The following is a 26,628-nucleotide window of genomic DNA, read 5'->3' as shown; positions in this document are numbered from 1 at the left end:
ATCCGGATCCTTCACGCCCCACCGTACCGCCTCTTGCTGCGCCCGTGCGGGGAGCGATGTCGTGTTCACTCAGGGCTGCAAACATCAAATCCCCCCGTGTTGTTCCGTATCCTGTGCCCTCGACGACGCGATCAATTCCCTCAACAGCAGCTTGACCGCTGCCTCCACCGTCTGTCCACGGATTCCGGCGCGATCTCCGGCCAAATGCAGCGCGGCCCCGGTGGCCGCCCCCGACGGCCCCGCGACGGCCACGTGCACCGTGCCCACCGGCTGTCCGTCCTGCGGTGTGGGGCCCGCGACACCCGTGGTCGCCACGCCCCAGTCCGCGCCCAGCACCCGCCGCACACCCTGGGCCATCTGCCGGGCGACCTCCGGGTCCACGGCCCCGCGGGCGTCGAGCAGGGCGCCCTCCACGCCCAGTACCTCCCGCTTGAGTTCGGTGGCGTACGCGGTCACCGAGCCGCGGAACGAACGGGACGCGCCCGGCACGGCGGTCAGCTCGGCGGCCAGCAGCCCGCCGGTCAGCGACTCGGCGACGGCCACGGTCTCCCCGCGCCCGTCCAGCAGCCCCAGCGCCTCGGCGGCCACTCCCCCGCTCCCCCCGGTCACCCCACGGACTCCCGCTCCGCCCGCTCGCGCTCCGCGGCCAGACCGGCCCGGCGCAGCACGACCGCCTGCCGGACGTAGTCGATGCCGGTGAGCACGGTGAGCGCCACCGCCACGGCCATCATCCAGAACCGCAGGGTGGCCAGCGGCCCGGTGAGCGCCAGGATGTACATGCCCACCGCGGTGCCCTGGGCGAGCGTCTTCATCTTCCCGCCCCGGCTGGCCGGGATCACTCCGTGCTTGATCACCCAGAAGCGCATCAGGGTGATGCCGATCTCGCGGAAGAGAATCACTCCGGTGACCCACCACGGGAGGTCGGAGAGGGCGGACAGGCAGATCAGCGCGGCGCCCATGATCGCCTTGTCGGCGATCGGGTCGGCGATCTTGCCGAAGTCGGTGACCAGGTTGTACCGGCGCGCCAGGTGCCCGTCGAAGAGGTCGGTGATCATGGCGATGGCGAACGCGGCCCAGGCGAAGGAGCGCCAGACCGGGTCGTACCCCCCGTTGTGCAGCATCAGCAGCACGAACGCGGGCACCAGGAGCAGCCGGACCATGGTGAGGATGTTGGCGATGTTCCACAGCCCGGCGGGCCGCACGGCCGCGGCCGGGCGGTGGTGGCCCCCCGCGGCGGAGGCCGGGACTCCGCTCATCTGGCCGCCTCCTCGGAACACGCGCCGGCCCGCGCCGGCTCGCCCCGCGGCAGCACCTCCGCGACCAGGTCCACGCCCTCCGCGGCCACCACCTTGGCCGTGACCAGGTCGCCCACGGCGGGCCGGGGGCCGGCTCCGGACAGGGTCAGCATCGTCTGGCCGTCGGTCTCAGGCGCCTGGTGGGCACCGCGCCCCACCACGGACCCCCCGCCCTCACCGGCCTCGATGCCGTCCCGGCCGCCGGCATCGGTGTCGGCCTCGGTGTCGTCTTCGGCGTAAGAGCCACCGATCTCCTCGACCAGCACCTCGACCACCTCACCCAGCCGCTCCTCGGCCCGCTGCGCGGTGAGCTCCTCGGCCAGCCGCGAGATGTGCGCCAGCCGCTCGGCGACCTCGTCCGGGTCGACCTTGTCCTCGTACGTCGCGGCCTCGGTGCCGTCCTCGTCCGAGTACCCGAAGACACCGATGGCATCCAGCCGGGCCTCGCCGAGGAACCGCTCCAGCTCGGCCAGGTCGGCCTCGGTCTCGCCGGGGAAGCCGACGATGAAGTTGGACCGGACGCCCGCCTGCGGCGCCTTGGCCCGGATGCGGTCCAGCAGCTCGAGGAAGCGGTCTGTGTCCCCGAAGCGGCGCATGGCGCGCAGCACCGCGGGGGCGGAGTGCTGGAAGGACAGGTCGAAGTACGGCGCGACCTTCTCGGTCGAGGTCAGCACGTCGATCAGGCCGGGCCGCATCTCGGCGGGCTGCAGATAGCTGACCCGGATCCGCTCGATGCCGTCCACCGCGGCGAGCTCGGGCAGCAGCGTCTCCAGCAGCCGGATGTCGCCGAGGTCCTTGCCGTAGGAGGTGTTGTTCTCGGAGACCAGCATGATCTCCTTCACCCCCTGCTCGGCGAGCCAGCGGGTCTCCCCCAGCACATCGGAGGGTCTGCGCGAGATGAAGGACCCGCGGAAGGACGGGATGGCGCAGAAGGAGCACCGGCGGTCGCAGCCGGAGGCCAGCTTGACGGAGGCCACCGGGCTGGTGCCCAGTCTGCGGCGCAGCGGGGCCCGGGGGCCGGAGGCGGGGGCCACGCCCTCGGGCAGGTCCTCGGGGGCGGGGGCGGCCTCGGCCTGCGCGTGGCCCGGCAGGGCGACCTCGGCGGCCTCCTGCCGCTCGGCCGGGCTGATGGGCAGCAGCTTGCGGCGGTCCCGGGGAGTGTGGGAGGCGTGGACGCCGCCGGACAGGATGGTGCGCAGCCGGTCCGAGATGTGGACGTAGTCGTCGAAGCCGAGCACTCCGTCGGCCTCGGGCAGCGCTTCCGCCAGCTCCTTTCCGTACCGCTCGGCCATGCAGCCGACGGCGACCACGGCCTGGGTGCGGCCGTGGTCCTTCAGGTCGTTGGCCTCCAGCAGGGCGTCGACCGAGTCCTTCTTGGCCGCTTCGACGAATCCGCAGGTGTTGACGACGGCGACGTCGGCGTCGGCGGCTTCCTCGACGAGCTCCCAGCCGTCCGCCGCCAAGCGGCCTGCGAGCTCCTCCGAGTCCACCTCGTTACGGGCGCAGCCAAGAGTGACAAGGGCGACGGTACGGCGTTCGGACATGGGCTCAGACTACTTCGTCGCAGCGACACCTCCCGCTGCCAGGGCTCCCGTCCGGCCGCCGGGTCAGCCCGCCTCGGGGTCTCCCTTGGTGTAGCTCAGCCGCTGGACCTGCCCGTTGGCCGCCAGGTTCTTGACCTCCTTGCCGTTCACGAACAGCTTGATGGCCTGGGCGTTGCCGAGCACCAGATCGATCCGCTTGCTGTCCCTGAAGGTCTTCGAGTCGCCCTGGCGCAGCAGGCCCTCGTGGATCAGCCGTCCGTTGTGGTCCTGGGCGGAGATCCAGCTCTGCCCGCCCTCCGCGGTCAGCTTGACCGTGACCTTGTCCGCCGGGACCCCCGCGATGGCGCTGTCGGAGGGCTCGGGCTTCTGGTCGGTCGGCTTGGTGGGGGCGGGCTTGGTGCTGGGCGGGGTGGTGGACGGCTTGGCCGTGGTGGTCTCCTCGGCGACCGTGGAGCCGTCGTCCCCCGTGCCGCCGCTGAAGAGCGTGAAGCCGACGAATCCGACGACCGCCACGATGGCCGCGACCATGGCGGCCGTCCAGTTGGGGCGCCGGGGCTCGGGGCGGATCCGCTCGGCCTCGAAGAGCGGCGCCGCGGGGGTGGGCTCGGGGCGGCCTCCGTGCTCGGCGTCGTACTGGGCGACCAGGGCGTCCGCGTCCAGGCCGACCGCGCGGGCGAGCACGCGGATGTGGCCCCGGGCGTAGACGTCGCCGCCGCATCGGGAGTAGTCGTCCTGCTCGATGCCTCGGACGAGGGGAACACGCACCCGGGTGGTGGTACTGACCTCGTCGACGGTCAGCCCGGCGGCGATACGGGCCTGCTGGAGGGCGCGGCCGACGGAAGGCCGCTCGTCCTCTGGGAAGTTGCCGGGGGAGTTGCCGATGGACACGGGGGCGCCTTTCGAGCGTGTAGCCACCTGCTGGAGGTTCAGTCTAGGGGTGGGGCGAAAGGGTCGGGCAAGCGGGAGGGCGGAGTTTGTCCGCCATCAGGATTGCCGTATGACCGCGATCGTGGGACATCGCTCCGCCACCTCCCTCAACTTGACGTATCGGCAGGGGAAACGGTTGCCCGCCGATTCCTTATGAGTGAGCCTCCCCGCGGATCACGGCCAGCACGCCATCCAATTCTTCCGGTTTGACCAGTACATCGCGCGCCTTGGAGCCCTCGCTCGGGCCGACGACCCCGCGCGACTCCATGAGGTCCATCAGCCGCCCCGCCTTGGCGAAGCCCACCCGCAGCTTGCGCTGGAGCATCGAGGTCGACCCGAACTGGGTGGAGACGACCAGCTCAGCGGCCTGGCACAGCAGATCCAGATCGTCGCCGATGTCCTCGTCGATCTCCTTCTTCTTCGCCGTCCCGACGGTGACGTCGTCGCGGAAGACGGGCGCCATCTGGGCCTTGCAGTGCTCGACGACGGCGGCGACCTCCTCCTCCGTGACGAAGGCGCCCTGCATCCGGACCGGCTTGCTCGCCCCCATCGGCAGGAACAGGCTGTCGCCCTTGCCGATCAGCTTTTCGGCGCCCGCCTGGTCCAGGATCACCCGGCTGTCGGCCAGCGAGGAGGTGGCGAACGCGAGCCGTGAGGGCACGTTCGCCTTGATCAGGCCGGTGACGACGTCCACGGACGGCCGCTGGGTGGCCAGCACCAGGTGGATGCCCGCCGCGCGGGCCAGCTGGGTGATGCGGACGATCGAGTCCTCGACGTCCCTGGGGGCGACCATCATCAGGTCCGCGAGCTCGTCCACGATCACCAGCAGATACGGGTAGGGCTTGAGCTCCCGCTCGCTCCCCTCGGGCTGCTTCACCTTGCCGGCCCGGACCGCCGCGTTGAAGTCGTCCACGTGCCGGAAGCCGAACGCCGCGAGGTCGTCGTAGCGCAGGTCCATCTCCCGCACGACCCACTGCAGGGCCTCGGCGGCCCGCTTGGGGTTGGTGATGATCGGGGTGATCAGGTGCGGGATGCCCTCGTACGCGGTGAGCTCCACGCGCTTGGGGTCGACCAGCACCATCCGCACGTCGTCCGGGGTGGCGCGCACCATGACCGAGGTGATCAGGCAGTTGATGCAGGACGACTTTCCGGAGCCGGTGGCGCCGGCCACGAGCACGTGGGGCATGGTCGCCAGGTTGTGCGAGACATAGCCGCCCTCGACGTCCTTGCCGAGCGCGACGATCATCGGGTGGTCGTCGCCGACGGCGTCGGCCGAGCGCAGCACATCGCCCAGCCGGACCATCTCGCGGTCGGTGTTGGGGATCTCGATGCCGACGGCGGACTTGCCGGGGATCGGGCTGATGATGCGCACATCGGGGCTGGCGACGGCGTAGGCGATGTTCTTCGTCAGGGCCGTGATCCGCTCGACCTTCACCGCCGGGCCCAGCTCCACCTCGTAGCGGGTGACCGTCGGGCCGCGGGTGAAGCCGGTGACGGACGCGTCCACCTTGAACTCGGAGAAGACGGTCGACAGCGAGGCGACGACCGCGTCGTTGGCCGCACTGCGGGTCTTGCCCGGCCCGCCGCGCTCCAGCAGGTCGAGCGAGGGCAGGGCGTAGGTGATGTCGCCGGAGAGCTGCAGCTGCTCGGCGCGCGGCGGCAGCGGCTCGGAGGGCTCGGGCGTGGGCCGGGTCAGGTCGGGGACGAGGGCCGTCCGCTCCCCCTCGGCCCCCTCGGCTCCTTCGGCCGCCTTCGGCCGGCCGGGCCGCTTCCCCTTGCCCGCCGGGGCGCCCGGCGCGCCGGCCTGCTCGGCGTCGCGCGCCCCCGGCACCCCGCCGGTGTCGGAGCCGGGGATCCGGTCGGTGGTGGAGATCCCGCTGCTGAGCCCGGCGACCAGCGGTGAGGGCTGGACGCCGTGCAGCACCGCCCCGTCCAGGGCCGCGGCCGCGGCGGCCGCCACGTCCACGGCGTCCATCGGGCGGTCGAGCGGCGGCTGCGCGGACTGGCCGCGGCGCGGCCGCCGGCGCTTGCGCAGCGCCTCCTCCTCGGCCCGCTCCGGGTCGTCCGCGCCCTGCGGGCCCCCCTTGTCCAGGGAGGCCCGCCGAGGCCGCCTGGCGGGCGTCTCGCGCCATTCCTGGGCGTACTCGGCGTCGTCCCGCTCGTAGGCCGCGTAGTCGTCGTCGACCTGGTAGCCGACGGGGTGTTCGCGGACGAGGCCGAGCCGGATGCCGAGCAGCCGCAGCCGGTGCGGGATCGCGGCGACGGGCGTCGCGGTGACGACCAGCAGCCCGAAGACGGTCAGCAGCACCAGCAGCGGTACGGCCAGCACCTCGCCCATCGCGACGATCAGCGGCCGGGACGCCGCCCAGCCGATGAGGCCGCCCGCGTCCTGGATGGCCTGGGTGCCCTGGCCGCGCCCCGGCGCCCCGCAGGCGATGTGGACCTGCCCGAGCACGCCGATCACCAGCGCGGAAAGGCCGATGACGATCCGTCCGTTCGCCTCCGGCTTCTCGGGGTGGAGGATCAGCCGGACCGCGATGGCGCCCAGCAGTATCGGCACGATCAGGTCGAGCCGCCCGAAGGCGCCGGTGACCAGCACCTCGACCAGGTCACCCACCGGGCCCCGCAGATTGGACCAGGTGCCGACCGCGACGATCAGGGCCAGGGCGAGCAGCAGCAGCGCGCTGCCGTCCTTGCGGTGGGCCGGATCCAGCCCCTTCGCGCCGCGCCCTATGCCGCGGAACAGCGCCGCGACACCGCGCGCCATCCCCATCCAGACGGCCCGCGCCGCGCGGAGCACCCCGCTGGTGGGGCTCGGCGCCGGCTTGGGCGGCGCGGCCTTGGCCGCCGCCTTCCTCGGCGCGGCCTTCTTCACGGGCGCGGCGGACTTCTTGACGGGCGCCTTCCTGGCGACCGCCTTCTTCGCGGGCGCCTTCTTGGCCGCGCCCCCGGACGGCCCGGCGCGCTTCTTCGAGGTGCCCGCCGTGCTCTGGGAACCCTTGCCGGACGTACGAGAGGCCATGGGGGCGAGATTACCCGCGTCCGCCGTACGGAGCACGCATACCGCGGTGCCGGGCGTCACTCACGTCACACCCGTGACGGCGCCGCCCGCGGCGGCGTGCGGAGCGGGACAAGGGATGACGGGACGTCAGGGCGACGGGGCGTCACTCCGCCCTGAGCTGTTCAGTTCTGTGAGGGCGCCTGGCCCGCTCCGCCGCCGGCGCCGGGCTCCAGCGCGTCAAGCGCCCGCCGCAGCCCGGTCAGTTTGCGCTCCAGATGGGCGGCGGTGGCCACGGCGGCCGCGTCCGCGGACTCGTCGAGCTGTTTGGACAGCGCCTCGGCCTGCTCCTCCACCGCCGCCAGCCGCGCGGACAGCTCGGCGAGCAGCCCGGCCGACTCCTTGGCGTCCTCCCCGGCGGCGGGCTGGCCGCCCTCGAGCTGCAGCCGCAACAGGGAGGCCTGCTCCCGAAGCTGGCAGTTCTTCATGTACAGGTCGACGAACACCGAGACCTTCGCGCGCAGCACCCACGGGTCGAACGGCTTGGAGATGTAGTCGACCGCGCCCGCCGCGTACCCGCGGAAGGTGTGGTGCGGACCGTGGTTGATCGCCGTGAGAAAGATGATCGGGATGTCGCGGGTGCGCTCCCGCCGCTTGATGTGCGCGGCGGTCTCGAATCCGTCCATCCCCGGCATCTGGACGTCCAGCAGGATCACCGCGAAGTCGTCCGTCAGCAGCGCCTTGAGCGCTTCCTCCCCTGACGATGCCCGTACCAGTGTCTGATCGAGCGCGGAGAGAATGGCCTCCAGCGCCAGCAGATTCTCCGGCCGGTCATCGACCAGGAGGATCTTGGCCTTCTGCACCATGGCCCGTCCTCCTCGCCCCGGCATGGGGCCTCCCCTGCTCGAAGAGCTCGGGGAGGCGCCGGCCGCCGCCCCGGGGGACGACTCCCTTGCGCCGCCCGTCCTTGTGCCGGTCATGGTAGCCGCACCCCGCTGTTCGCCACACCCTGTCACCGCGATGTCACTGTGCACATAGCAGAAACGCGGTAAGAGACCAGAAGGTTCCCCGAATCCCGTGTTCCCACACGTGTTCGGCGACACTCCGTCAGCAGCCCCGCCGGGGCCGCGTTCCCACCGGTCACTCCGCGCCCATCCACTGTTCCATCACCGCGAGAAGATGATCCGTGTCCACGGGCTTGGTCACATAATCCGACGCGCCGGCCTCGATGCTCTTCTCCCGGTCGCCCTTCATCGCCTTCGCGGTGAGGGCGATGATCGGCAGCCCGGCGAACTGCGGCATCCGGCGGATCGCGGCGGTCGTGGCGTACCCGTCCATCTCCGGCATCATGATGTCCATCAGCACGAGGACGACATCGTCGTGCTGCTCCAACACCTCGATGCCCTCCCGGCCGTTCTCGGCGTAGAGCACCTGCAGCCCGTGCTGCTCCAGCACGCTGGTGAGGGCGAACACATTGCGGATGTCGTCGTCGACGATCAGCACCTTCTCGCCGTGGAACCCGCCCGACGGCTCCGGCGCCACCAGGTCCTGGCCGCCCAGCAGCCAGGGCTCGGGCGCCTCCGCCGACCGCGAGGCCGGGCGGCGCCCCGACCGGGCCACGGACGACCCGCCGTCCGCCGCCTCCCGCTGGGCCCGCCAGCGCCGTCCGAGGGTCCCCGCGCCGCGCACCCGATGCTGCGCCGCCGAGGTGTCCTGCGCGGACTCCCGCGGCAGGGCGCCCTCCTCGGCCACGCCCTCGGCGCCGGTGTCCAGCACGGCCTCCAGGGCCGGCGCCCCCTCGCTGCCCGGGCCGAGCTGCGGGTAGCCCTGGGGCGGCAGCTCGCTGGGGTGGAGCGGCAGGTACAGCGTGAAGGTCGAGCCGCGACCCGGCTCGCTGGCGGCGTGGATCTCGCCGCCCAGCAGCCGGGCGATCTCCCGGCTGATGGACAGGCCGAGGCCGGTGCCGCCGTACTTGCGGCTGGTGGTGCCGTCGGCCTGCTTGAACGCCTCGAAGATCACCCGCATCTTGCTGGCCGCGATCCCGATGCCGGTGTCGGTGACCGAGAAGGCGATCATCTCGGCCTCCGGGTCGCGCAGCGCGCCGTGCTCCAGGAGCTGTTCGCGGATGCCGTCGGGCACATCGGCGCCCGCCGGCCTGATGACCAGCTCCACGGCCCCGGTGTCGGTGAACTTCACCGCGTTGGACAGCAGGTTGCGCAGCACCTGCAGCAGCCGCTGCTCGTCGGTGTGCAGCGTCGCCGGAAGCTCCGGGGAGACCCGGACGGAGAAGTCCAGGCCCTTCTCCGCGGTCAGCGGCCGGAACGTGGCCTCCACATAGTCGACGAGCTGGATCAGGGCGATACGGGTCGGACTGACGTCCATCTTGCCCGCCTCGACCTTCGACAGGTCCAGGATGTCGTTGATCAGCTGCAGCAGGTCCGAGCCCGCGCCGTGGATGGTCTCGGCGAACTCCACCTGCTTGGGCGAGAGATTGCCGTCCGCGTTGTCGGCCAGCAGCTTGGCGAGGATCAGCAGCGAGTTCAGCGGGGTGCGCAGCTCGTGCGACATGTTCGCCAGGAACTCGCTCTTGTAGCGCATCGAGACGGCGAGTTGCTCGGCACGCTCCTCCAGCACCTGCCGGGCCTCTTCGATCTCGGTGTTCTTGACCTCGATGTCGCGGTTCTGCCGGGCCAGCAGCGCCGCCTTCTCCTCCAGCTCAGCGTTGGAGGCCTGGAGCGCCTTCTGCCGGTTCTCCAGCTCGGCCGAGCGCTCCCGCAGCTGCTCGGTCAGCTCCTGCGACTGCTTGAGCAGCACCTCGGTCTTGGTGTTGACGCTGATGGTGTTGACGCTGGTGCCGATCATCTCGGCGATCTGGTTGAGGAAGTCCTTCTGGATCTGGGTGAACGGCTGGAAGGAGGCCAGCTCGATCACACCCAGCAGCTGGCCCTCGAACAGCACCGGCAGCACGATCACATTCGCCGGCGGGGCCTCGCCGAGACCCGAGGAGATCTTCAGGTAGTTCGGCGGCACCCGCTCCATCAGGATGCTGCGCTTCTCGACCGCGACCGTGCCGATGAGCGAGTCGCCCGGCCGGAAGGTCGTCGGCATGGTGCCCTTGGAGTAGCCGTAGCTGCCGATCAGCCGCAGCTCGTACGCGTCCTCGTCGCCCTCGCCGCCCACCTCGGCGCCGGCCTCCACGCCCTCGTCGGTCGGCACCGCCAGGAAGAACGCGCCGTGCTGCGCGGAGACCACCGGGGTCAGCTCGCTCATGATCAGCTGGGCGACGTCCTCCAGGTCGCGGCGCCCCTGCATCAGAGCGGAGATGCGGGCCAGGTTGCCCTTGAGCCAGTCCTGCTCCTTGTTGGCGAGCGTCGTCTCGCGCAGGTTGGCGATCATGGTGTTGATGTTGTCCTGGAGGACCTGGATCTCCCCCGCGGCATCCACATCGATCTTCAGGTTCAGATCGCCCCGGGTCACCGCGGTGGCGACCTCGGCGATGGCGCGCACCTGCCGGGTCAGGTTGCCGGCCATCTCGTTCACCGACTCGGTCAGGTCCTTCCAGGTGCCGGCCACGTCCCGCACCCGCGCCTGGCCGCCCAGCTGCCCCTCGGTGCCCACCTCGCGGGCCACCCGGGTCACCTGGTCGGCGAACGACGACAGCTGGTCGACCATCGTGTTGATCGTCGTCTTGAGCTCGAGGATCTCGCCCCGCGCCTCGATGTCGATCTTCTTGGTCAGGTCGCCCTGGGCGATCGCCGTGGTGACCATGGCGATGTTGCGGACCTGCCCGGTCAGGTTGGACGCCATCGAGTTGACGGACTCGGTCAGGTCCTTCCAGGTCCCCGAGACGCCGGGCACCCGGGCCTGACCGCCCAGGATGCCGTCGGTGCCCACCTCGCGCGCCACGCGGGTGACCTCGTCCGCGAAGGACGACAGCGTCGTCACCATCGTGTTGACGGTGTCGGCGAGCGCCGCGACCTCGCCCCGGGCCTCGACCGTCACCTTCTTGGTCAGGTCACCGTTGGCGACCGCCGCCGAGACCTGGGAGATGTTGCGCACCTGAATGGTGAGGTTGTTGGCCATCAGGTTGACGTTGTTGCTCAGGTCCTTCCAGATGCCGGTCACGCCGGGCACCCGCGCCTGGCCGCCCAGCTGGCCCTCCGTGCCCACCTCACGGGCCACCCGGGTCACCTGCTCGGCGAACGACGACAGCTGGTCCACCATCGTGTTCACGGTCGTGACGAGCTCGAGGATCTCGCCCTTGGCGTCCACCGTGATCTTCTTCGACAGATCGCCCTTGGCCACCGCCGTGGTCACCTCGGCGATGCTGCGCACCTGGGAGGTCAGGTTGTCGGCCATGCCGTTCACGGACTGGGTGAGGTCCTTCCAGGTGCCGGAGACCCCCTGCACCTCGGCCTGACCGCCCAGCTGGCCCTCCGTACCCACCTCACGGGCCACCCGGGTGACCTCCTCGGCGAAGGAGGACAGCTGGTCGACCATGGTGTTGAGGGTGTTCTTCAGCTCCAGGATCTCGCCGCGCGCGTCGACGTCGATCTTCTGCGACAGATCACCGCGGGCGACCGCCGTGGCGACCTGCGCGATGTTGCGGACCTGGGCGGTCAGGTTGCCCGCCATGCTGTTCACCGAGTCGGTCAGGTCGCGCCAGACACCCGCGACGCCGGGCACCCGGGCCTGGCCGCCCAGCCGGCCCTCCGTACCCACCTCGCGGGCCACCCGGGTCACCTGCTCGGCGAAGTCCGACAGCTGGTCGACCATCGTGTTGATGGTGTTCTTCAGCTCCAGGATCTCGCCGCGCGCGTCCACCTCGATCTTCTGCGACAGATCGCCGCGCGCCACCGCCGTCGTCACCTGCGCGATCCCGCGCACCTGCGAGGTCAGATTCCCCGCCATCGAGTTGACGGAGTCGGTCAGGTCCTTCCAGGTGCCGCTGACGCCGTCCACCCGGGCCTGACCGCCCAGCCGGCCCTCGGTGCCCACGTCCCGCGCCATCCGCGTGACCTGGTCGGCGAAGGACGACAGCTGGTCCACCATCGTGTTCACGGTGTTCTTCAGCTGGAGCATCTCGCCGGAGACGTCCACGGTGACCTTCTGCGACAGATCGCCGTTGGCGACCGCCGTCGTCACCTGCGCGATGTTGCGCACCTGTCCGGTGAGGTTTCGGAACGCGGTGTTCACCGAGTCGGTGAGGTCCTTCCACGTCCCCGCCGCGCCCGGCACCTGCGCCTGACCGCCCAGCTCGCCCTCGACGCCGATCTCCCGGGCCACCCGGGTCACCTCGGCGCCGAAGGACTGCAGCTGGTCCACCATCGTGTTGACGGTGTTCTTCAGCTCCAGCATCTCCCCGGCCACGTCGACCGTGACCTTCTGCGACAGATCGCCATTGGCCACCGCCGTCGTCACCTGCGCGATGTCACGCACCTGCGCGGTGAGGTTACGGAACGCGGTGTTCACCGAATCGGTGAGATCCTTCCACGTCCCCGCCGCACCCGGCACCTGCGCCTGACCGCCCAGCAGGCCCTCGGCCCCGACCTCGCTGGCCACCCGCGTCACCTCGTCGGCGAAGGTGCGCAGCGTCTCGGTCATGGTGTTGATCGTCTCGGCGAGCTGGGCGACTTCGCCGCGCGCGCTCACCGTCACCTTCTGCGACAGATCGCCATTGGCGACCGCCGTCGTGACCTGGGCGATCCCGCGCACCTGCGCGGTCAGGTTCCCGGCCATCAGGTTGACCGAGTCGGTGAGGTCCTTCCAGACCCCGGCGACGCCGGGGACCTTCGCCTGGCCGCCCAGCTCGCCCTCGGTGCCCACCTCGCGGGCGACCCGCGTGACCTCCGCCGCGAAGGAGGAGAGCTGGTCCACCATCGTGTTGACGGTGTTCTTCAGTTCGAGCATCTCCCCGGCCACGTGGACCGTGACCTTACGGGACAGATCACCCTTGGCCACCGCCGTGGTCACCAGAGCGATGTCTCGTACCTGGGCGGTGAGCCGCGACGCCATCGTGTTGACGGACTCCGTGAGGTCCTTCCACGAACCGGACATCCCGCGCACCCGGGCCTGTCCGCCCAGCTTGCCCTCGGTGCCCACCTCGCTGGCCACCCGCGTCACCTCGTCGGTGAACGCCGACAGCTGGTCCACCAGCCCGTTGACCGTACGGCCCACCTTGAGGAACTCCCCGCGCAGCGGATGCGCCGAGCCGTCCGCCGCCTGCGAGCGCAGATCCATCCGCTGCTCCAGGTCGCCCTCGGCGACCGCCGAGAGCACCCGGCCCACCTCGGACACCGGCCGTACGAGATCGTCGACCAGCGCGTTGGACGCCTCGATGGCCGCCGCCCAGGAGCCCTCGCAGGCCCCCATCTCCAGCCGCTCTGTGAGCTTTCCCTCACGCCCGACCACCCGGCGCACCCGCGCCAGCTCGCCCGTGAGCTGCAGATTACGGTCGGCGACCTCGTTGAAGATCGCCGCGATCTCGGACATCACGCCCTCGCCCGAGACCGTCAGGCGCTTGCGGAAGTTCCCGTCCCGCATCGCCGTCATCGCCGTCAGCAGCCGGTTCAGGGCCGCCGTGTCCACTTCGGTCGTCCCACTGCTCCGGGACCGTCCGCCCTTCGCGCGCGTGCTCGTGCCTCGCGTCGCCGCGCCAGACTCCACCGTGTCCCTCCCGCAGGGTTGACCATCGTCCTCGGGTTCTTCTTCCAGCTTCCCCAGTGTTTCACCATGGTCCTACCAGGCCATAACAGTTCGGCAGCATCGCATACCGCCGACAGCACACTCTGGGGTGGAATCAGCCCCCACCGGCATTCGCTGAAGCGGTGGAGGTAAGTAACCTGGCATCGGCCAGGCATCGGAGGGGCGCTGCGACATGGGTGAGCAGATCGCCGAGACACGCATGAGGAGACCTGTGATCACCGCGCGGGCAGCCGCCACCTTCGAGCCGGTGGGACGCTCGGTCGCCTCCGCCCGTACCTTCGTCCGCGACACCCTCCAGGGGTGGGGCCTGACCGACATCGTCGACGACGCGGTCGTCCTCACCAGCGAACTGGTCACCAACGCGGTCGTCCACTCCGGCACGACCGCCGACGTGGTGTGCGTCCGCGCCGACAGCGGCGTGCGCATCGAGGTCACCGACCGCTACCCGGAGCGAGAGCTCCCGCTCCAGACCACCAGCCGCCCCATCGGCAACCCCGACCGCGAGGGCGGCCGCGGCCTGCTGCTGTGCGCCGCGCTCGCCTCCCGCTGGGGCGTCGAGTACACCTCGACCCACAAGCAGGTCTGGTTCCACCTGGAATTCCCGGACCGCCCCGCCGGCACCCGCTCGGCCGGCCCCGCCCTCCCCAACGACGCCCTGCCGGTCACCGACGCCCGGGTCCGCGTCGCCGTCACCCAGGTCGACCGCACCGGTCTCATCACCGCCTGGAACGACGACGCGCAGGAACTGTTCGGCTACGCAGCGGAGCAGGTCAGCGGCAAGCCCCTCACCGACCTCGCCGCCTGGCCGCACACCCCCGGCACCGGCACCGGGGTCGCCGAGGCCCTCCAGCTGTCCCGCTGGGAGGGCTCGTACGGCATCAGGGGCGCCGACGGGCGGGTCGTCCCCGTCTACGCCTCCCACCTCCGCGTCCGCGACGCCAACGGCGATCCGTCCACCGTCTGTCTGCTGGTGCGCGAGCGGGAGCGCGCGGTGCTCCAGAGCCCGCAGCGCGGCCCGGGGACCGACGCCGCGGAAAGCGCCGAGCGCGGCCCGGCCGGCGACGCCTTCGAGGTCTCCATCGGCTCGCCCGCCCCCGACGACCTCGACGGGCTGCTGCAGCGCACCGTCGAGCGCGCCCGCGACATGCTCGACGGCGACGCCGCCTACCTGCTGCTCGCCACCGACGACGAGACCGAGCTGGAGGTCCGCGCCTCCACCGGGCTCACCTCCGCCCGCCAGCGCTTCGCCCGCGTCCCCGTCGAGGCCGGCACCGGCCGCTACGGCTCCGCCCGGATGCCCGCGGTCCACGAGGACCTGTCCATCGTGCCCGGCGCCGTCCCCCTGCTCGCCAACACCGGCCTGCGGTCGGTCGTCACCGTCCCGCTGAAGGTCGAGGGCCGGCTCACCGGCTCGCTCGGCGTCGCGGCCGAGGCCCCCGGCCGGTACAGCAACGAGGAGGCGCTGCGGCTGCAGTTCGCCGCCGACCGCATCGCGCTCGCGGTCGAACGCGCCCGGCTCACCGAGCTGGAGCGGCTGCGCCGCAACTCCCTCTCGTTCCTCGTCGAGGCCTCCGACCTGCTCGCCGGCACCCTCGACCGCGACCAGACGCTCGCCCTCATGGCCCAGATGACCGTGCCCACCCTGGCCAACTGGTGCGCCGTCTACACGGTCGCCGACCCGGCGTCCGACCCCGAGCTGTCCTACGTCCTGCACGAGGACGAGGAGCGCATCGACGGCCTCAAGGCGCTCCTGACGAGGATCGACCCGCCCGAGCAGGTCCGCACCGGCGGCGCCCGCCTGTGGACCGCCCCCGCCCAGACCGCCCACGCCGCGTCGCTGCGCACCTCCCTGCGCGGCCTCAGCCTCGGCGACGCCGCCCGCCCCTCCTCCGGCCCCAGCGCCTCGCTCGCGACCGCCTCGGCGGTCGGCGGGGAGACCGTGGTGCTGCCCCTGGTCGCCCGCAACCGCGTCATCGGCATGCTCACCCTCGGCAAGTCCACCGACGGGCACTTCCGCCAGGAGAACCTGGAACTCGCCGAAGACCTCTCCCGCAGGGCGGCCCTCGCGCTCGACAACGCCCGGCTGTACTCCGAGCGCACCGCCATCAGCCAGTCCCTGCAGCGCAGCCTGCTGCCGCCCGAACTGCCCGACGTCTCCGGCGTGGAGGTCGAGGTCATCTACCGCGCCGCGGGCGAGGGCAACGAGGTCGGCGGCGACTTCTACGACCTCTTCCCGATCCGCGACGGCGCGTACGGCTTCGCCATCGGCGACGTCTGCGGCACCGGCCCGGAGGCCGCCGCGGTCACCGGCCTGGCCCGGCACGCGCTGCGGCTGCTCGCCCGCGAGGGCTTCGGCGGCCCGGCGGTCCTCGAGCGCCTCAACGCCGCGATCCTCGACGAGGGCGCCCGCAGCCGCTTCCTGACGCTCCTGTACGGGGAGTTGTGGCCGCAGGAGGACGGCAGCGCCGTGCTGAAGGTCGTGTGCGCGGGCCACCCGCTGCCGCTGCGGCTGCGCCAGGACGGCTCCGTGGAGCCCGCGGCCGAACCCCAGCCGCTGCTCGGCGTGATGGAGGACCTGGAGCTGTACGAGCAGACCGTCACCCTCGACCCGGGCGACGTCCTGCTGTGCGTCACCGACGGCGTGACCGAGCGCCGCGAGGGCTCCCGGATGCTCGGCGACGACGGCCTCGTCGACGTGCTGACGACCTGCACCGGGCTGACGGCGGGCGCGGTGGCCTCCCGGGTGCTGCGGGCGGTCGAGCGGTTCGCCGCCGAGCCGCCGTCCGACGACATGGCGATCCTCGCCATGCGCGTCCCCGAGCCGCAGGACTCCTGAGGGGCCGTCGCCGTATTCACAGACCGTCGCCCTGTACGACGAAGGCCCTCGCCGATGGGCGAGGGCCTTGTGCCGCGACTTCTGTCACAAAGACTTCTGTCACAAAGAGAGAGCCCCAATACGGAATCGAACCGTAGACCTTCTCCTTACCATGGAGACGCTCTGCCGACTGAGCTATTGGGGCGCGTCGACGGAATAAATCATACCCCGAAGATCAGGGTGCTCCGTACCACCGTCCCGGCGGCCCACCCGGAGAGCCGCTGCTCAAGCCGCCGCCTGAAGCACCCCGCCGAGCGCGTTGCAGGCGGACACCACGCGGTGCAACTCCCGCCGGGACATCGCCGCGTCGACAGGCAGGGCAAGGCATTCGTCCGCGGCCCGTTCGGTCTCCGCGAGCCACATGTCCCGCCGGAAACGCGCGGTGCGGTGCGCCGGCGTCTGTACGGGCACATGGCACACGACGCCGCGGGAACGCAGCGTACGGGCGAAGGCGTCACGGTCCGGCCTGCCATTGCCGGGAACGCGCACCACGTACTGCTGATAGGTGTGCTGGGCGCCGGGCGCCACCCACGGGGTGACCACGCCGCGCAATTTCCCGTTCAGATAGGCCGCGTTGGCCTGCCGCCGCAGTACCTCCGAGGCCGGCTCGGGCCGCGCCCCGTGCTCGATGACGACCAGTCCGTGCCGCCTGCCGAGCTCACCGAGGCGTGCCATGTCGGCCGGATGCCCGAAGGTGTGCACCGCGATGACGGCGGCGGTCCGGGGGGTCAGCGCGTCCGCCACCGCGGCCGGATCTATGCAGAAGGTGTTGGCGTCGATGTCCACGAACACCGGCCGGGCCCCGGCCAGCAGGACCGCTTCCGGGGCCTCGGCGGTCCCGTACGACGGCACCACCACCTCGTCACCCGGCCGCACGCCCGACCCGGTGAGCTCTCGCAACAGCTCGTCCGCAGAAGTCCCCATGGCTGGCATCGTGCCCAGGCAACATGAACACCGAGTGGCCCGCAGCACAACAAAAGAGAGCCCTGTCGGGAACCGAAGTTCCCGACAGGGCTCTCTGTAAAATTTGTTCGGCGGCGTCCTACTCTCCCACAGGGTCCCCCCTGCAGTACCATCGGCGCTGAAAGGCTTAGCTTCCGGGTTCGGAATGTAACCGGGCGTTTCCCTAACGCAATGACCACCGAAACACTATGAAGAAAACAAACCAGCCCAACCCGAGAACGGGCCAGCACATGGTCGTTACTTCAGAACCAACACAGTGGACGCGAGCAACTGAGGACAAGCCCTCGGCCTATTAGTACCAGTCAACTCCACCGGTCACCCGGCTTCCATATCTGGCCTATCAACCCAGTCGTCTACTGGGAGCCTTACCCCATCAAGTGGGTGGGAGCCCTCATCTCGAAGCAGGCTTCCCGCTTAGATGCTTTCAGCGGTTATCCCTCCCGAACGTAGCCAACCAGCCATGCCCTTGGCAGAACAACTGGCACACCAGAGGTTCGTCCGTCCCGGTCCTCTCGTACTAGGGACAGCCCTTCTCAAGACTCCTACGCGCACAGCGGATAGGGACCGAACTGTCTCACGACGTTCTAAACCCAGCTCGCGTACCGCTTTAATGGGCGAACAGCCCAACCCTTGGGACCGACTCCAGCCCCAGGATGCGACGAGCCGACATCGAGGTGCCAAACCATCCCGTCGATATGGACTCTTGGGGAAGATCAGCCTGTTATCCCCGGGGTACCTTTTATCCGTTGAGCGACGGCGCTTCCACAAGCCACCGCCGGATCACTAGTCCCGACTTTCGTCCCTGCTCGACCCGTCGGTCTCACAGTCAAGCTCCCTTGTGCACTTACACTCAACACCTGATTGCCAACCAGGCTGAGGGAACCTTTGGGCGCCTCCGTTACCCTTTAGGAGGCAACCGCCCCAGTTAAACTACCCACCAGACACTGTCCCTGATCCGGATCACGGACCCAGGTTAGACATCCAGCACGACCAGAGTGGTATTTCAACAACGACTCCACCATGACTGGCGTCACGGCTTCACAGTCTCCCACCTATCCTACACAAGCCGAACCGAACACCAATATCAAGCTGTAGTAAAGGTCCCGGGGTCTTTCCGTCCTGCTGCGCGAAACGAGCATCTTTACTCGTAATGCAATTTCACCGGGCCTATGGTTGAGACAGTCGAGAAGTCGTTACGCCATTCGTGCAGGTCGGAACTTACCCGACAAGGAATTTCGCTACCTTAGGATGGTTATAGTTACCACCGCCGTTTACTGGCGCTTAAGTTCTCAGCTTCGCCACACCGAAATGTGACTAACCGGTCCCCTTAACGTTCCAGCACCGGGCAGGCGTCAGTCCGTATACATCGCCTTACGGCTTCGCACGGACCTGTGTTTTTAGTAAACAGTCGCTTCTCGCTGGTCTCTGCGGCCACCACCAGCTCCGAGCGCAAAGGCCCATCACCAGCAATGGCCCCCCTTCTCCCGAAGTTACGGGGGCATTTTGCCGAGTTCCTTAACCATAGTTCACCCGAACGCCTCGGTATTCTCTACCTGACCACCTGAGTCGGTTTAGGGTACGGGCCGCCATGAAACTCGCTAGAGGCTTTTCTCGACAGCATAGGATCATCCACTTCACCACAATCGGCTCGGCATCAGGTCTCACCCTTATATGAGAGACGGATTTACCTACCCCTCGGGCTACACCCTTACCCCGGGACAACCACCGCCCGGGCTGGACTACCTTCCTGCGTCACCCCATCGCTCACCTACTACAAGTCTGGTCCGTCGGCTCCACCACTCCCCTTCACCCGAAGGATCCAGGGCGGCTTCACGGACTTAGCATCGCCTGGTTCAGCGCTGGCGCTTCAAAGCGGGTACCGGAATATCAACCGGTTGTCCATCGACTACGCCTGTCGGCCTCGCCTTAGGTCCCGACTTACCCTGGGCAGATCAGCTTGACCCAGGAACCCTTAGTCAATCGGCGCACACGTTTCTCACGTGTGAATCGCTACTCATGCCTGCATTCTCACTCGTGAACCGTCCACAACTCGCTTCCACGGCTGCTTCACCCGGCACACGACGCTCCCCTACCCATCACAGCGGCCGTTGGACCTCATGCTGCAATGACACGACTTCGGCGGTACGCTTGAGCCCCGCTACATTGTCGGCGCGGAATCACTTGACCAGTGAGCTATTACGCACTCTTTCAAGGATGGCTGCTTCTAAGCCAACCTCCTGGTTGTCTCTGCGACTCCACATCCTTTCCCACTTAGCGCACGCTTAGGGGCCTTAGTCGATGCTCTGGGCTGTTTCCCTCTCGACCATGGAGCTTATCCCCCACAGTCTCACTGCCGCGCTCTCACTTACCGGCATTCGGAGTTTGGCTAAGGTCAGTAACCCGGTAGGGCCCATCGCCTATCCAGTGCTCTACCTCCGGCAAGAAACACACGACGCTGCACCTAAATGCATTTCGGGGAGAACCAGCTATCACGGAGTTTGATTGGCCTTTCACCCCTAACCACAGGTCATCCCCCAGGTTTTCAACCCTGGTGGGTTCGGTCCTCCACGAAGTCTTACCTCCGCTTCAACCTGCCCATGGCTAGATCACTCCGCTTCGGGTCTTGGGCGCGCTACTCAATCGCCCTATTCGGACTCGCTTTCGCTACGGCTTCCCCACACGGGTTAACCTCGCAACACACCGCAAACTCGCAGGCTCATTCTTCAAAAGGCACGCAGTCACGACGCAAGGACAAGTCCCTGCGCGACGCTCCCACGGCTTGTAGGCACACGGTTTCAGGTACTATTTCACTCCGCTCCCGCGGTACTTTTCACCATTCCCTCACGGTACTATCCGCTATCGGTCACCAGGGAATATTTAGGCTTAGCGGGTGGTCCCGCCAGATTCACACGGGATTTCTCGGGCCCCGTGCTACTTGGGTGACTCTCAAGCAAGTTGCTGACATTTCGGCTACGGGGGTCTTACCCTCTACGCCGGGCCTTTCGCATGCCCTTCGCCTACATCAACAATTTCTGACTCACCGACCGGCCGGCAGACCGATCAAGAAAGCTCCCACAACCCCGTATACGCAACCCCTGCCGGGTATCACACGCATACGGTTTGGCCTCATCCGGTTTCGCTCGCCACTACTCCCGGAATCACGGTTGTTTTCTCTTCCTGCGGGTACTGAGATGTTTCACTTCCCCGCGTTCCCTCCACATACCCTATGTGTTCAGGTATGGGTGACAGCCCATGACGACTGCCGGGTTTCCCCATTCGGACACCCCCGGATCAAAGCTCGGTTGACAGCTCCCCGGGGCCTATCGCGGCCTCCCACGTCCTTCATCGGTTCCTGGTGCCAAGGCATCCACCGTGCGCCCTTAAAAACTTGGCCACAGATGCTCGCGTCCACTGTGCAGTTCTCAAACAACGACCAGTCACCCGTCACCCACCCCATCAGGGCAGTTCACCGGGACCGGCGCCAAGGGAAACAGGCTCCCGCCCGTGCCCTCAGACACCCAACAGCGTGCCCGGCAGGCTCGTCATCCCCGTCTCTTGTTCCACGCCCCCGAAGAGGCAGTACTGGAGAGGCGGATCATCCGATCCTGCCGAATAGTCAACGTTCCACCCATGAGCAACCGTGCGAGACATTCGCCCGCAGTCGGCTATGTGCTCCTTAGAAAGGAGGTGATCCAGCCGCACCTTCCGGTACGGCTACCTTGTTACGACTTCGTCCCAATCGCCAGTCCCACCTTCGACGGCTCCCTCCCAAGGGTTGGGCCACCGGCTTCGGGTGTTACCGACTTTCGTGACGTGACGGGCGGTGTGTACAAGGCCCGGGAACGTATTCACCGCAGCAATGCTGATCTGCGATTACTAGCGACTCCGACTTCATGGGGTCGAGTTGCAGACCCCAATCCGAACTGAGACCGGCTTTTTGAGATTCGCTCCACCTCGCGGTATCGCAGCTCATTGTACCGGCCATTGTAGCACGTGTGCAGCCCAAGACATAAGGGGCATGATGACTTGACGTCGTCCCCACCTTCCTCCGAGTTGACCCCGGCAGTCTCCTGTGAGTCCCCATCACCCCGAAGGGCATGCTGGCAACACAGGACAAGGGTTGCGCTCGTTGCGGGACTTAACCCAACATCTCACGACACGAGCTGACGACAGCCATGCACCACCTGTACACCGACCACAAGGGGGCACCCATCTCTGGATGTTTCCGATGTATGTCAAGCCTTGGTAAGGTTCTTCGCGTTGCGTCGAATTAAGCCACATGCTCCGCCGCTTGTGCGGGCCCCCGTCAATTCCTTTGAGTTTTAGCCTTGCGGCCGTACTCCCCAGGCGGGGAACTTAATGCGTTAGCTGCGGCACGGACAACGTGGAATGTCGCCCACACCTAGTTCCCAACGTTTACGGCGTGGACTACCAGGGTATCTAATCCTGTTCGCTCCCCACGCTTTCGCTCCTCAGCGTCAGTATCGGCCCAGAGATCCGCCTTCGCCACCGGTGTTCCTCCTGATATCTGCGCATTTCACCGCTACACCAGGAATTCCGATCTCCCCTACCGAACTCTAGCCTGCCCGTATCGAATGCAGACCCGGGGTTAAGCCCCGGGCTTTCACATCCGACGTGACAAGCCGCCTACGAGCTCTTTACGCCCAATAATTCCGGACAACGCTTGCGCCCTACGTATTACCGCGGCTGCTGGCACGTAGTTAGCCGGCGCTTCTTCTGCAGGTACCGTCACTTGCGCTTCTTCCCTGCTGAAAGAGGTTTACAACCCGAAGGCCGTCATCCCTCACGCGGCGTCGCTGCATCAGGCTTTCGCCCATTGTGCAATATTCCCCACTGCTGCCTCCCGTAGGAGTCTGGGCCGTGTCTCAGTCCCAGTGTGGCCGGTCGCCCTCTCAGGCCGGCTACCCGTCGTCGCCTTGGTAGGCCATCACCCCACCAACAAGCTGATAGGCCGCGGGCTCATCCTGCACCGCCGGAGCTTTCCACCCGGTAAGATGCCTCACCAGGTAATATCCGGTATTAGACCCCGTTTCCAGGGCTTGTCCCAGAGTGCAGGGCAGATTGCCCACGTGTTACTCACCCGTTCGCCACTAATCCACCACCGAAGCGGCTTCATCGTTCGACTTGCATGTGTTAAGCACGCCGCCAGCGTTCGTCCTGAGCCAGGATCAAACTCTCCGTGAATGCTTCCGGGCTATCCCGGCAACACCACGAGAGCGGAGCAGGCCGGAGGAATAATCCAGCCCGCTCACAGCGTCCTCGCTGTGTGTGTTTCTTCAAAGGAACCTCGTCCGATCAGACGATCCGAATCAGACCGGCCGACCGTACGGGGTATCAACATATCTGGCGTTGACTTTTGGCACACTGTTGAGTTCTCAAGGAACGGACGCTTCCTTCGAAACCGTTTCACCGGTTTCTCCGGGCGCTTCCCTTCGGTGTCTCCGACTTTATCAGAATTCTTTGGGCCGGATTCCCACCCGCCTTCCGGGCTCACCCGGCACGCTGAGTGCTCGGGGTTCCCCTCTGGCGGAGCCGTAAACGTACTGGAGCGGGGCTCCCGGATGCAAATCGGGGAGCCCCGCTCGTGGCTCAGCGCCGGTCAGGCGCTGAGTCGGCGTCAGACCTCAACGACCACAGGGAGGATCATCGGGCGCCGGCGGTAGCTGTCGGACACCCACTTGCCCACCGAGCGGCGCACCAGCTGCTGCAGCTGGTGGGGCTCGGCGACGCCGTCCGAGGCCGACTTGGCCAGGGACTCCTCGATCTTCGGGATGACCGCGGCGAAGGCCGAGTCCTCGATGCCGGAGCCCCGCGCCTGGATGTGCGGGCCGCCCACGATCTTGCCGGTCGTGCTGTCGACGACCACGAAGACCGAGATGATGCCCTCCTCGCCGAGGATGCGGCGGTCCTTGAGCGAGGTCTCGGTGACGTCTCCGACCGAGAGGCCGTCGACGTACACATAGCCCGCCTGCACCTTGCCGACGATCCTCGCGACGCCGTCGACCAGGTCGACCACCACCCCGTCCTCGGCGATGACGCAGCGGTTCTTGGGCACGCCGGTCAGCGCGCCCAGCTCGGCGTTGGCGCGCAGATGCCGCCATTCACCGTGCACCGGCATCAGGTTCCGGGGCTTGCAGATGTTGTAGAAGTACAGCAGCTCCCCGGCCGAGGCGTGCCCGGAGACATGGACCTTGGCGTTGCCCTTGTGGACGACGTTGGCGCCCCACCGGCTCAGGCCGTTGATCACGCGATAGACGGCGTTCTCGTTGCCCGGGATGAGCGAGGACGCGAGGATCACCGTGTCGCCCTGGACGATGCGGATCTGGTGATCGCGGTTGGCCATCCGGGACAGCGCGGCCATCGGCTCGCCCTGGGAGCCCGTGCAGACGAGGACGATCTCGTCGTCCGGCAGGTCGTCGAGGGCCTTCACATCGACGACGAGTCCGGCCGGGACCCGCAGATAGCCCAGGTCGCGGGCGATGCCCATGTTGCGGACCATCGAGCGGCCGACGAAGGCGACTCGCCTCCCGTACTCGTGGGCCGCGTCGAGGATCTGCTGGATGCGGTGGACGTGGCTGGCGAAGCTCGCCACGATGATCCGCTTCTGGGCGTCCGCGAAGACCTGGCGCAGCACGCCGGAGATGTCGCGCTCGGGCGGGACGAAGCCGGGGACCTCGGCGTTCGTGGAGTCGGAGAGCAGGAGGTCGATGCCTTCCTCTCCCAGCTTCGCGAAGGCGGGCAGGTCCGTGAGGCGGCCGTCGAGCGGCAGCTGGTCCATCTTGAAGTCGCCGGTGTGCACGGCCATGCCGGCCGGGGTGCGGATGGCGACGGCGAGGGCGTCGGGGATGGAGTGGTTCACCGCCACGAACTCGCAGTCGAAGGGGCCGATGCGCTCACGCCGGCCCTCCTCCACCTCGAGCGTGTACGGGCGGATGCGGTGCTCCTGGAGCTTCGCCTCGATCAGGGCGAGGGTCAGCTTGGAGCCGATCAGTGGGATGTCCGGCTTCTCGCGGAGCAGGAACGGGACGCCGCCGATGTGATCCTCGTGGCCGTGCGTGAGCACGATGCCGTCGATGTCGTCGAGCCGGTCCCGGATGCAGGTGAAGTCCGGCAGGATCAAGTCGACTCCGGGCTGCTCCTCCTCGGGGAAAAGCACTCCGCAGTCGACGATCAGCAGCCGGCCGCCGTACTCGAAGACCGTCATGTTGCGGCCGATCTCGCCGAGCCCGCCGAGCGGGATGACGCGCAGTCCCCCCTGGGGGAGCTTCGGCGGAGGGCCGAGTTCAGGATGCGGATGGCTCAAAAGACTCTCCTCACCACACACGCCACGTGCCCCCCTGGGGCACATGGCGCGCGTGACATTCGTGCACTTGCTTGATGTGTCTGTATGTAGTTGTGAAGTACGAAGGTGTGAAAAGCGCGCGTCTGGTTACAGCTGTACCCCGCCGGCAGCCAGATCGCGCTTGAGCTGTTCCGTTTCCTCGGCGGTGAGCTCGACGAGCGGCAGCCGCAGCGGCCCGGCCGGCAGGCCCTGGAGGGCGAGCGCGGCCTTCGTCGTGATGACGCCCTGGGTGCGGAACATCCCGGTGAAGACCGGGAGAAGCTTCTGGTGGATCTCGGTGGCCTTGGCGACATCGCCCGCCAGATGGGCCTCGAGCAGCGCGCGCAGCTCCGGGGTGACGAGGTGGCCGACCACGGAGACGAAGCCGATGGCGCCGACGGACAGCAGCGGCAGGTTGAGCATGTCGTCGCCGGAGTACCAGGCCAGGCCGGACCGGGCGATGGCCCAGCTCGCGCGGCCGAGGTCGCCCTTGGCGTCCTTGTTGGCGATGATGCGCGGGTGCTCGGCGAGCCGGACGATGGTCTCGGTGCTGATCGGCACGCCGCTGCGGCCGGGGATGTCGTAGAGCATGACCGGCAGCTCGGTGGCGTCGGCGATGGCCGTGAAGTGCCGCAGGAGCCCCTCCTGCGGAGGCTTGCTGTAGTACGGCGTGACCGCCAGGAGGCCATGGGCGCCGGCCTGCTCGGCGGCGCGGGCGAGGTCGACGCTGTGCCGGGTGTCGTTGGTACCCGCTCCGGCCACGACGTGGGCGCGGTCACCGACCGCTTCCACCACGGCTCGTACGAGCTCGGCTTTCTCCGCATCGCTGGTGGTGGGGGACTCGCCGGTGGTGCCGTTGACGACCAGGCCGTCATTGCCGGCGTCCACCAGATGGGCGGCGAGTCGCTGAGCGCCGTCGAGGTCGAGCGCGCCGTCAGCGGTGAATGGCGTGACCATGGCGGTCAGCACCCGCCCGAAAGGGGTCTGCGATGTGGATGTCGGTGCCATGGGTCCCACGCTACTCGTAGCGCGCCTCGCGGTGCTCGCTCGGGGCGGCGACCGGGGCGGCGGTATGGGACCCGGCACTGCCTGCTCGGGGGTTCAGGCAGTGCCGGATCCGTTTGTTCAGCCTAGATGAACTTCACGAAACGCCGCAATACGGACACCTCGGGGGCGTGATCCGTCCGGGGAGTGTCCGGTTTCCGCCCCGAGGAACGGCACGGGCCGCGCTACGGGGCGACGCGCCCATTGGCGTTGAAGGCGGCGTAGGTGAGCGGCATCAGCTCGGCCCAGATCGCCTCCATCTTCTCGCCGACCATCTCGATCTCCCGCTGCGGGAAGGAGGGCACGGCGGCCTGCTCGTGCTGGGTGCGCAGGCCGAGGAAGTGCATCAGCGATCGCGCGTTGCACGTGGCGTACATGGAGGAGAACAGGCCGACGGGCAGGACCGAGCGGGCCACCTCGCGGGCCACGCCGGCCGCCAGCATCTCCTGGTACGCCTCGTAGGCGTGGCGGTAGGCGTCCTCCATCACCCGGCCGGTCAGCTCCTGCTGCGCCTGGGTGCCCTCCACGAACTCGTACTTGCCCGGGCGGCCCCGCTGGACCAGCTTGCGGGCCTCCCCGGGGACGTAGAAGACCGGCTGGAGCTCGCGGTAGCGGCCGGACTCCTCGTTGTACGACCAGCCCACGCGGTGCCGCATGAACTCCCGGAAGACGAAGATCGGGGCGTTGATGAAGAAGGTCATCGAGTTGTGCTCGAAGGGGCTGCCGTGCCGGTCCCGCATCAGGAAGTTGATCAGCCCCTTGGAACGCTCCGGGTCCTTGGTGAGCTCCTCGAGGGACTGCTCACCGGCCGTGGACACCCGGGCGGCCCACAGGACGTCGGAGTCGGCCGTGCTGTGCTTGACCAGCTCGACGGTCACATCGCTGCGGAAGCTGGCCTTCTCGCTCTCGGCGGGGGTCTCGGTCACCGGCGGGTC

12 protein-coding genes, 1 tRNA gene and 3 rRNA genes are annotated in these 26,628 nt (G+C 68.3%); 1 reads left to right on the top strand and 15 read right to left on the bottom strand.

Annotated features, from left to right (window positions below; translation table 11 throughout):
- Positions 1 to 84: 84 nt before the first annotated feature.
- The 7 genes from BBH68_RS22680 to BBH68_RS22650 all read right to left on the bottom strand — a co-directional run bounded on the left by BBH68_RS22680 (position 85) and on the right by BBH68_RS22650 (position 13,430).
- The gene (locus BBH68_RS22680; RefSeq protein ID WP_065965309.1) at positions 85 to 609 is read right to left on the bottom strand and encodes a CinA family protein; all 525 of its coding nucleotides are present in this window, start codon (positions 607 to 609) and stop codon (positions 85 to 87) included.
- Positions 606 to 1,256: a CDP-diacylglycerol--glycerol-3-phosphate 3-phosphatidyltransferase gene (gene pgsA / locus BBH68_RS22675; RefSeq protein WP_065965308.1), complete on the bottom strand. Its 651-nt coding sequence runs from the start codon at positions 1,254 to 1,256 to the stop codon at positions 606 to 608. Before pgsA ends, BBH68_RS22680 begins: the two co-directional genes overlap by 4 nt.
- A complete protein-coding gene (gene rimO / locus BBH68_RS22670; protein WP_065965307.1) occupies positions 1,253 to 2,839 on the bottom strand; it encodes a 30S ribosomal protein S12 methylthiotransferase RimO in 1,587 nt (528 codons plus the stop codon). The genes pgsA and rimO overlap by 4 nt, the downstream gene beginning before the upstream one ends.
- Before the next feature lie 63 nt (positions 2,840 to 2,902).
- The gene (locus tag BBH68_RS22665; protein WP_065965306.1) at positions 2,903 to 3,727 is read right to left on the bottom strand and encodes a helix-turn-helix domain-containing protein; all 825 of its coding nucleotides are present in this window, start codon (positions 3,725 to 3,727) and stop codon (positions 2,903 to 2,905) included.
- Positions 3,728 to 3,917: 190 nt separating this feature from the next.
- Positions 3,918 to 6,788 carry a DNA translocase FtsK gene (locus tag BBH68_RS22660; RefSeq protein WP_065965305.1) on the bottom strand — a complete coding sequence of 957 codons (2,871 nt, stop codon included), beginning with the start codon at positions 6,786 to 6,788 and terminating at the stop codon, positions 3,918 to 3,920.
- Between the two features lie 161 nt (positions 6,789 to 6,949).
- Complete coding sequence (locus BBH68_RS22655; protein ID WP_065965304.1) at positions 6,950 to 7,630, bottom strand: response regulator; 681 nt, start codon at positions 7,628 to 7,630, stop codon at positions 6,950 to 6,952.
- A gap of 274 nt (positions 7,631 to 7,904) precedes the next feature.
- Positions 7,905 to 13,430 (bottom strand): HAMP domain-containing protein, encoded by a 5,526-nt coding sequence (locus BBH68_RS22650; protein WP_079151144.1) that lies wholly within the window; start codon positions 13,428 to 13,430, stop codon positions 7,905 to 7,907.
- Between the two features lie 250 nt (positions 13,431 to 13,680).
- Here BBH68_RS22650 and BBH68_RS22645 point away from each other — a divergent pair, with 250 nt between their 5' ends.
- Positions 13,681 to 16,305, top strand: coding sequence for a SpoIIE family protein phosphatase (locus tag BBH68_RS22645; protein WP_065965302.1), 2,625 nt, complete (start codon positions 13,681 to 13,683; stop codon positions 16,303 to 16,305).
- 111 nt (positions 16,306 to 16,416) lie between these two features.
- Here BBH68_RS22645 and BBH68_RS22640 read toward each other — a convergent pair.
- The 8 genes from BBH68_RS22640 to thyX form a co-directional block, all read right to left on the bottom strand.
- Positions 16,417 to 16,489, bottom strand: a tRNA-Thr gene (locus tag BBH68_RS22640).
- An 80-nt stretch (positions 16,490 to 16,569) separates the two neighbouring features.
- Positions 16,570 to 17,268: a DegT/DnrJ/EryC1/StrS family aminotransferase gene (locus BBH68_RS22635; protein WP_065965301.1), complete on the bottom strand. Its 699-nt coding sequence runs from the start codon at positions 17,266 to 17,268 to the stop codon at positions 16,570 to 16,572.
- Positions 17,269 to 17,373: 105 nt separating this feature from the next.
- Positions 17,374 to 17,490, bottom strand: a 5S ribosomal RNA gene (gene rrf, locus BBH68_RS22630).
- An 89-nt stretch (positions 17,491 to 17,579) separates the two neighbouring features.
- Positions 17,580 to 20,701 (bottom strand): 23S ribosomal RNA (locus tag BBH68_RS22625).
- Between the two features lie 286 nt (positions 20,702 to 20,987).
- Positions 20,988 to 22,512, bottom strand: a 16S ribosomal RNA gene (locus tag BBH68_RS22620).
- The 16S, 23S and 5S rRNA genes sit together here, the layout of an rRNA operon.
- A gap of 433 nt (positions 22,513 to 22,945) precedes the next feature.
- On the bottom strand, positions 22,946 to 24,631 hold the full coding sequence (locus tag BBH68_RS22615) for a ribonuclease J (RefSeq protein WP_065965300.1): 1,686 nt from the start codon (positions 24,629 to 24,631) through the stop codon (positions 22,946 to 22,948).
- 126 nt (positions 24,632 to 24,757) lie between these two features.
- Positions 24,758 to 25,657, bottom strand: a complete 900-nt coding sequence (gene dapA, locus BBH68_RS22610; protein ID WP_065965299.1) for a 4-hydroxy-tetrahydrodipicolinate synthase — start codon at positions 25,655 to 25,657, stop codon at positions 24,758 to 24,760.
- A gap of 221 nt (positions 25,658 to 25,878) precedes the next feature.
- Positions 25,879 to 26,619, bottom strand: a complete 741-nt coding sequence (gene thyX, locus BBH68_RS22605; protein WP_065965298.1) for an FAD-dependent thymidylate synthase — start codon at positions 26,617 to 26,619, stop codon at positions 25,879 to 25,881.
- Positions 26,620 to 26,628 lie beyond the last annotated feature (9 nt).

The organism is Streptomyces sparsogenes, assembly GCF_001704635.1.
In the GTDB taxonomy this organism is placed as follows: Bacteria; Actinomycetota; Actinomycetes; order Streptomycetales; family Streptomycetaceae; genus Streptomyces; species Streptomyces sparsogenes.
The sequence above is the reverse complement of the archived record's forward strand: the minus strand, read 5'-3'. Positions and strand labels throughout refer to the sequence as shown.

Coding starts and splice junctions, on each gene's coding strand:
- pgsA (WP_065965308.1), bottom strand. CDS start 1,256: ATGAGCGGAGTCCCGGCCTCCGCCGCGGGGGGCCACCACCGCCCGGCC.
- rimO (WP_065965307.1), bottom strand. CDS start 2,839: ATGTCCGAACGCCGTACCGTCGCCCTTGTCACTCTTGGCTGCGCCCGT.
- BBH68_RS22660 (WP_065965305.1), bottom strand. CDS start 6,788: ATGGCCTCTCGTACGTCCGGCAAGGGTTCCCAGAGCACGGCGGGCACC.
- BBH68_RS22655 (WP_065965304.1), bottom strand. CDS start 7,630: ATGGTGCAGAAGGCCAAGATCCTCCTGGTCGATGACCGGCCGGAGAAT.
- BBH68_RS22635 (WP_065965301.1), bottom strand. CDS start 17,268: ATGGGGACTTCTGCGGACGAGCTGTTGCGAGAGCTCACCGGGTCGGGC.
- dapA (WP_065965299.1), bottom strand. CDS start 25,657: ATGGCACCGACATCCACATCGCAGACCCCTTTCGGGCGGGTGCTGACC.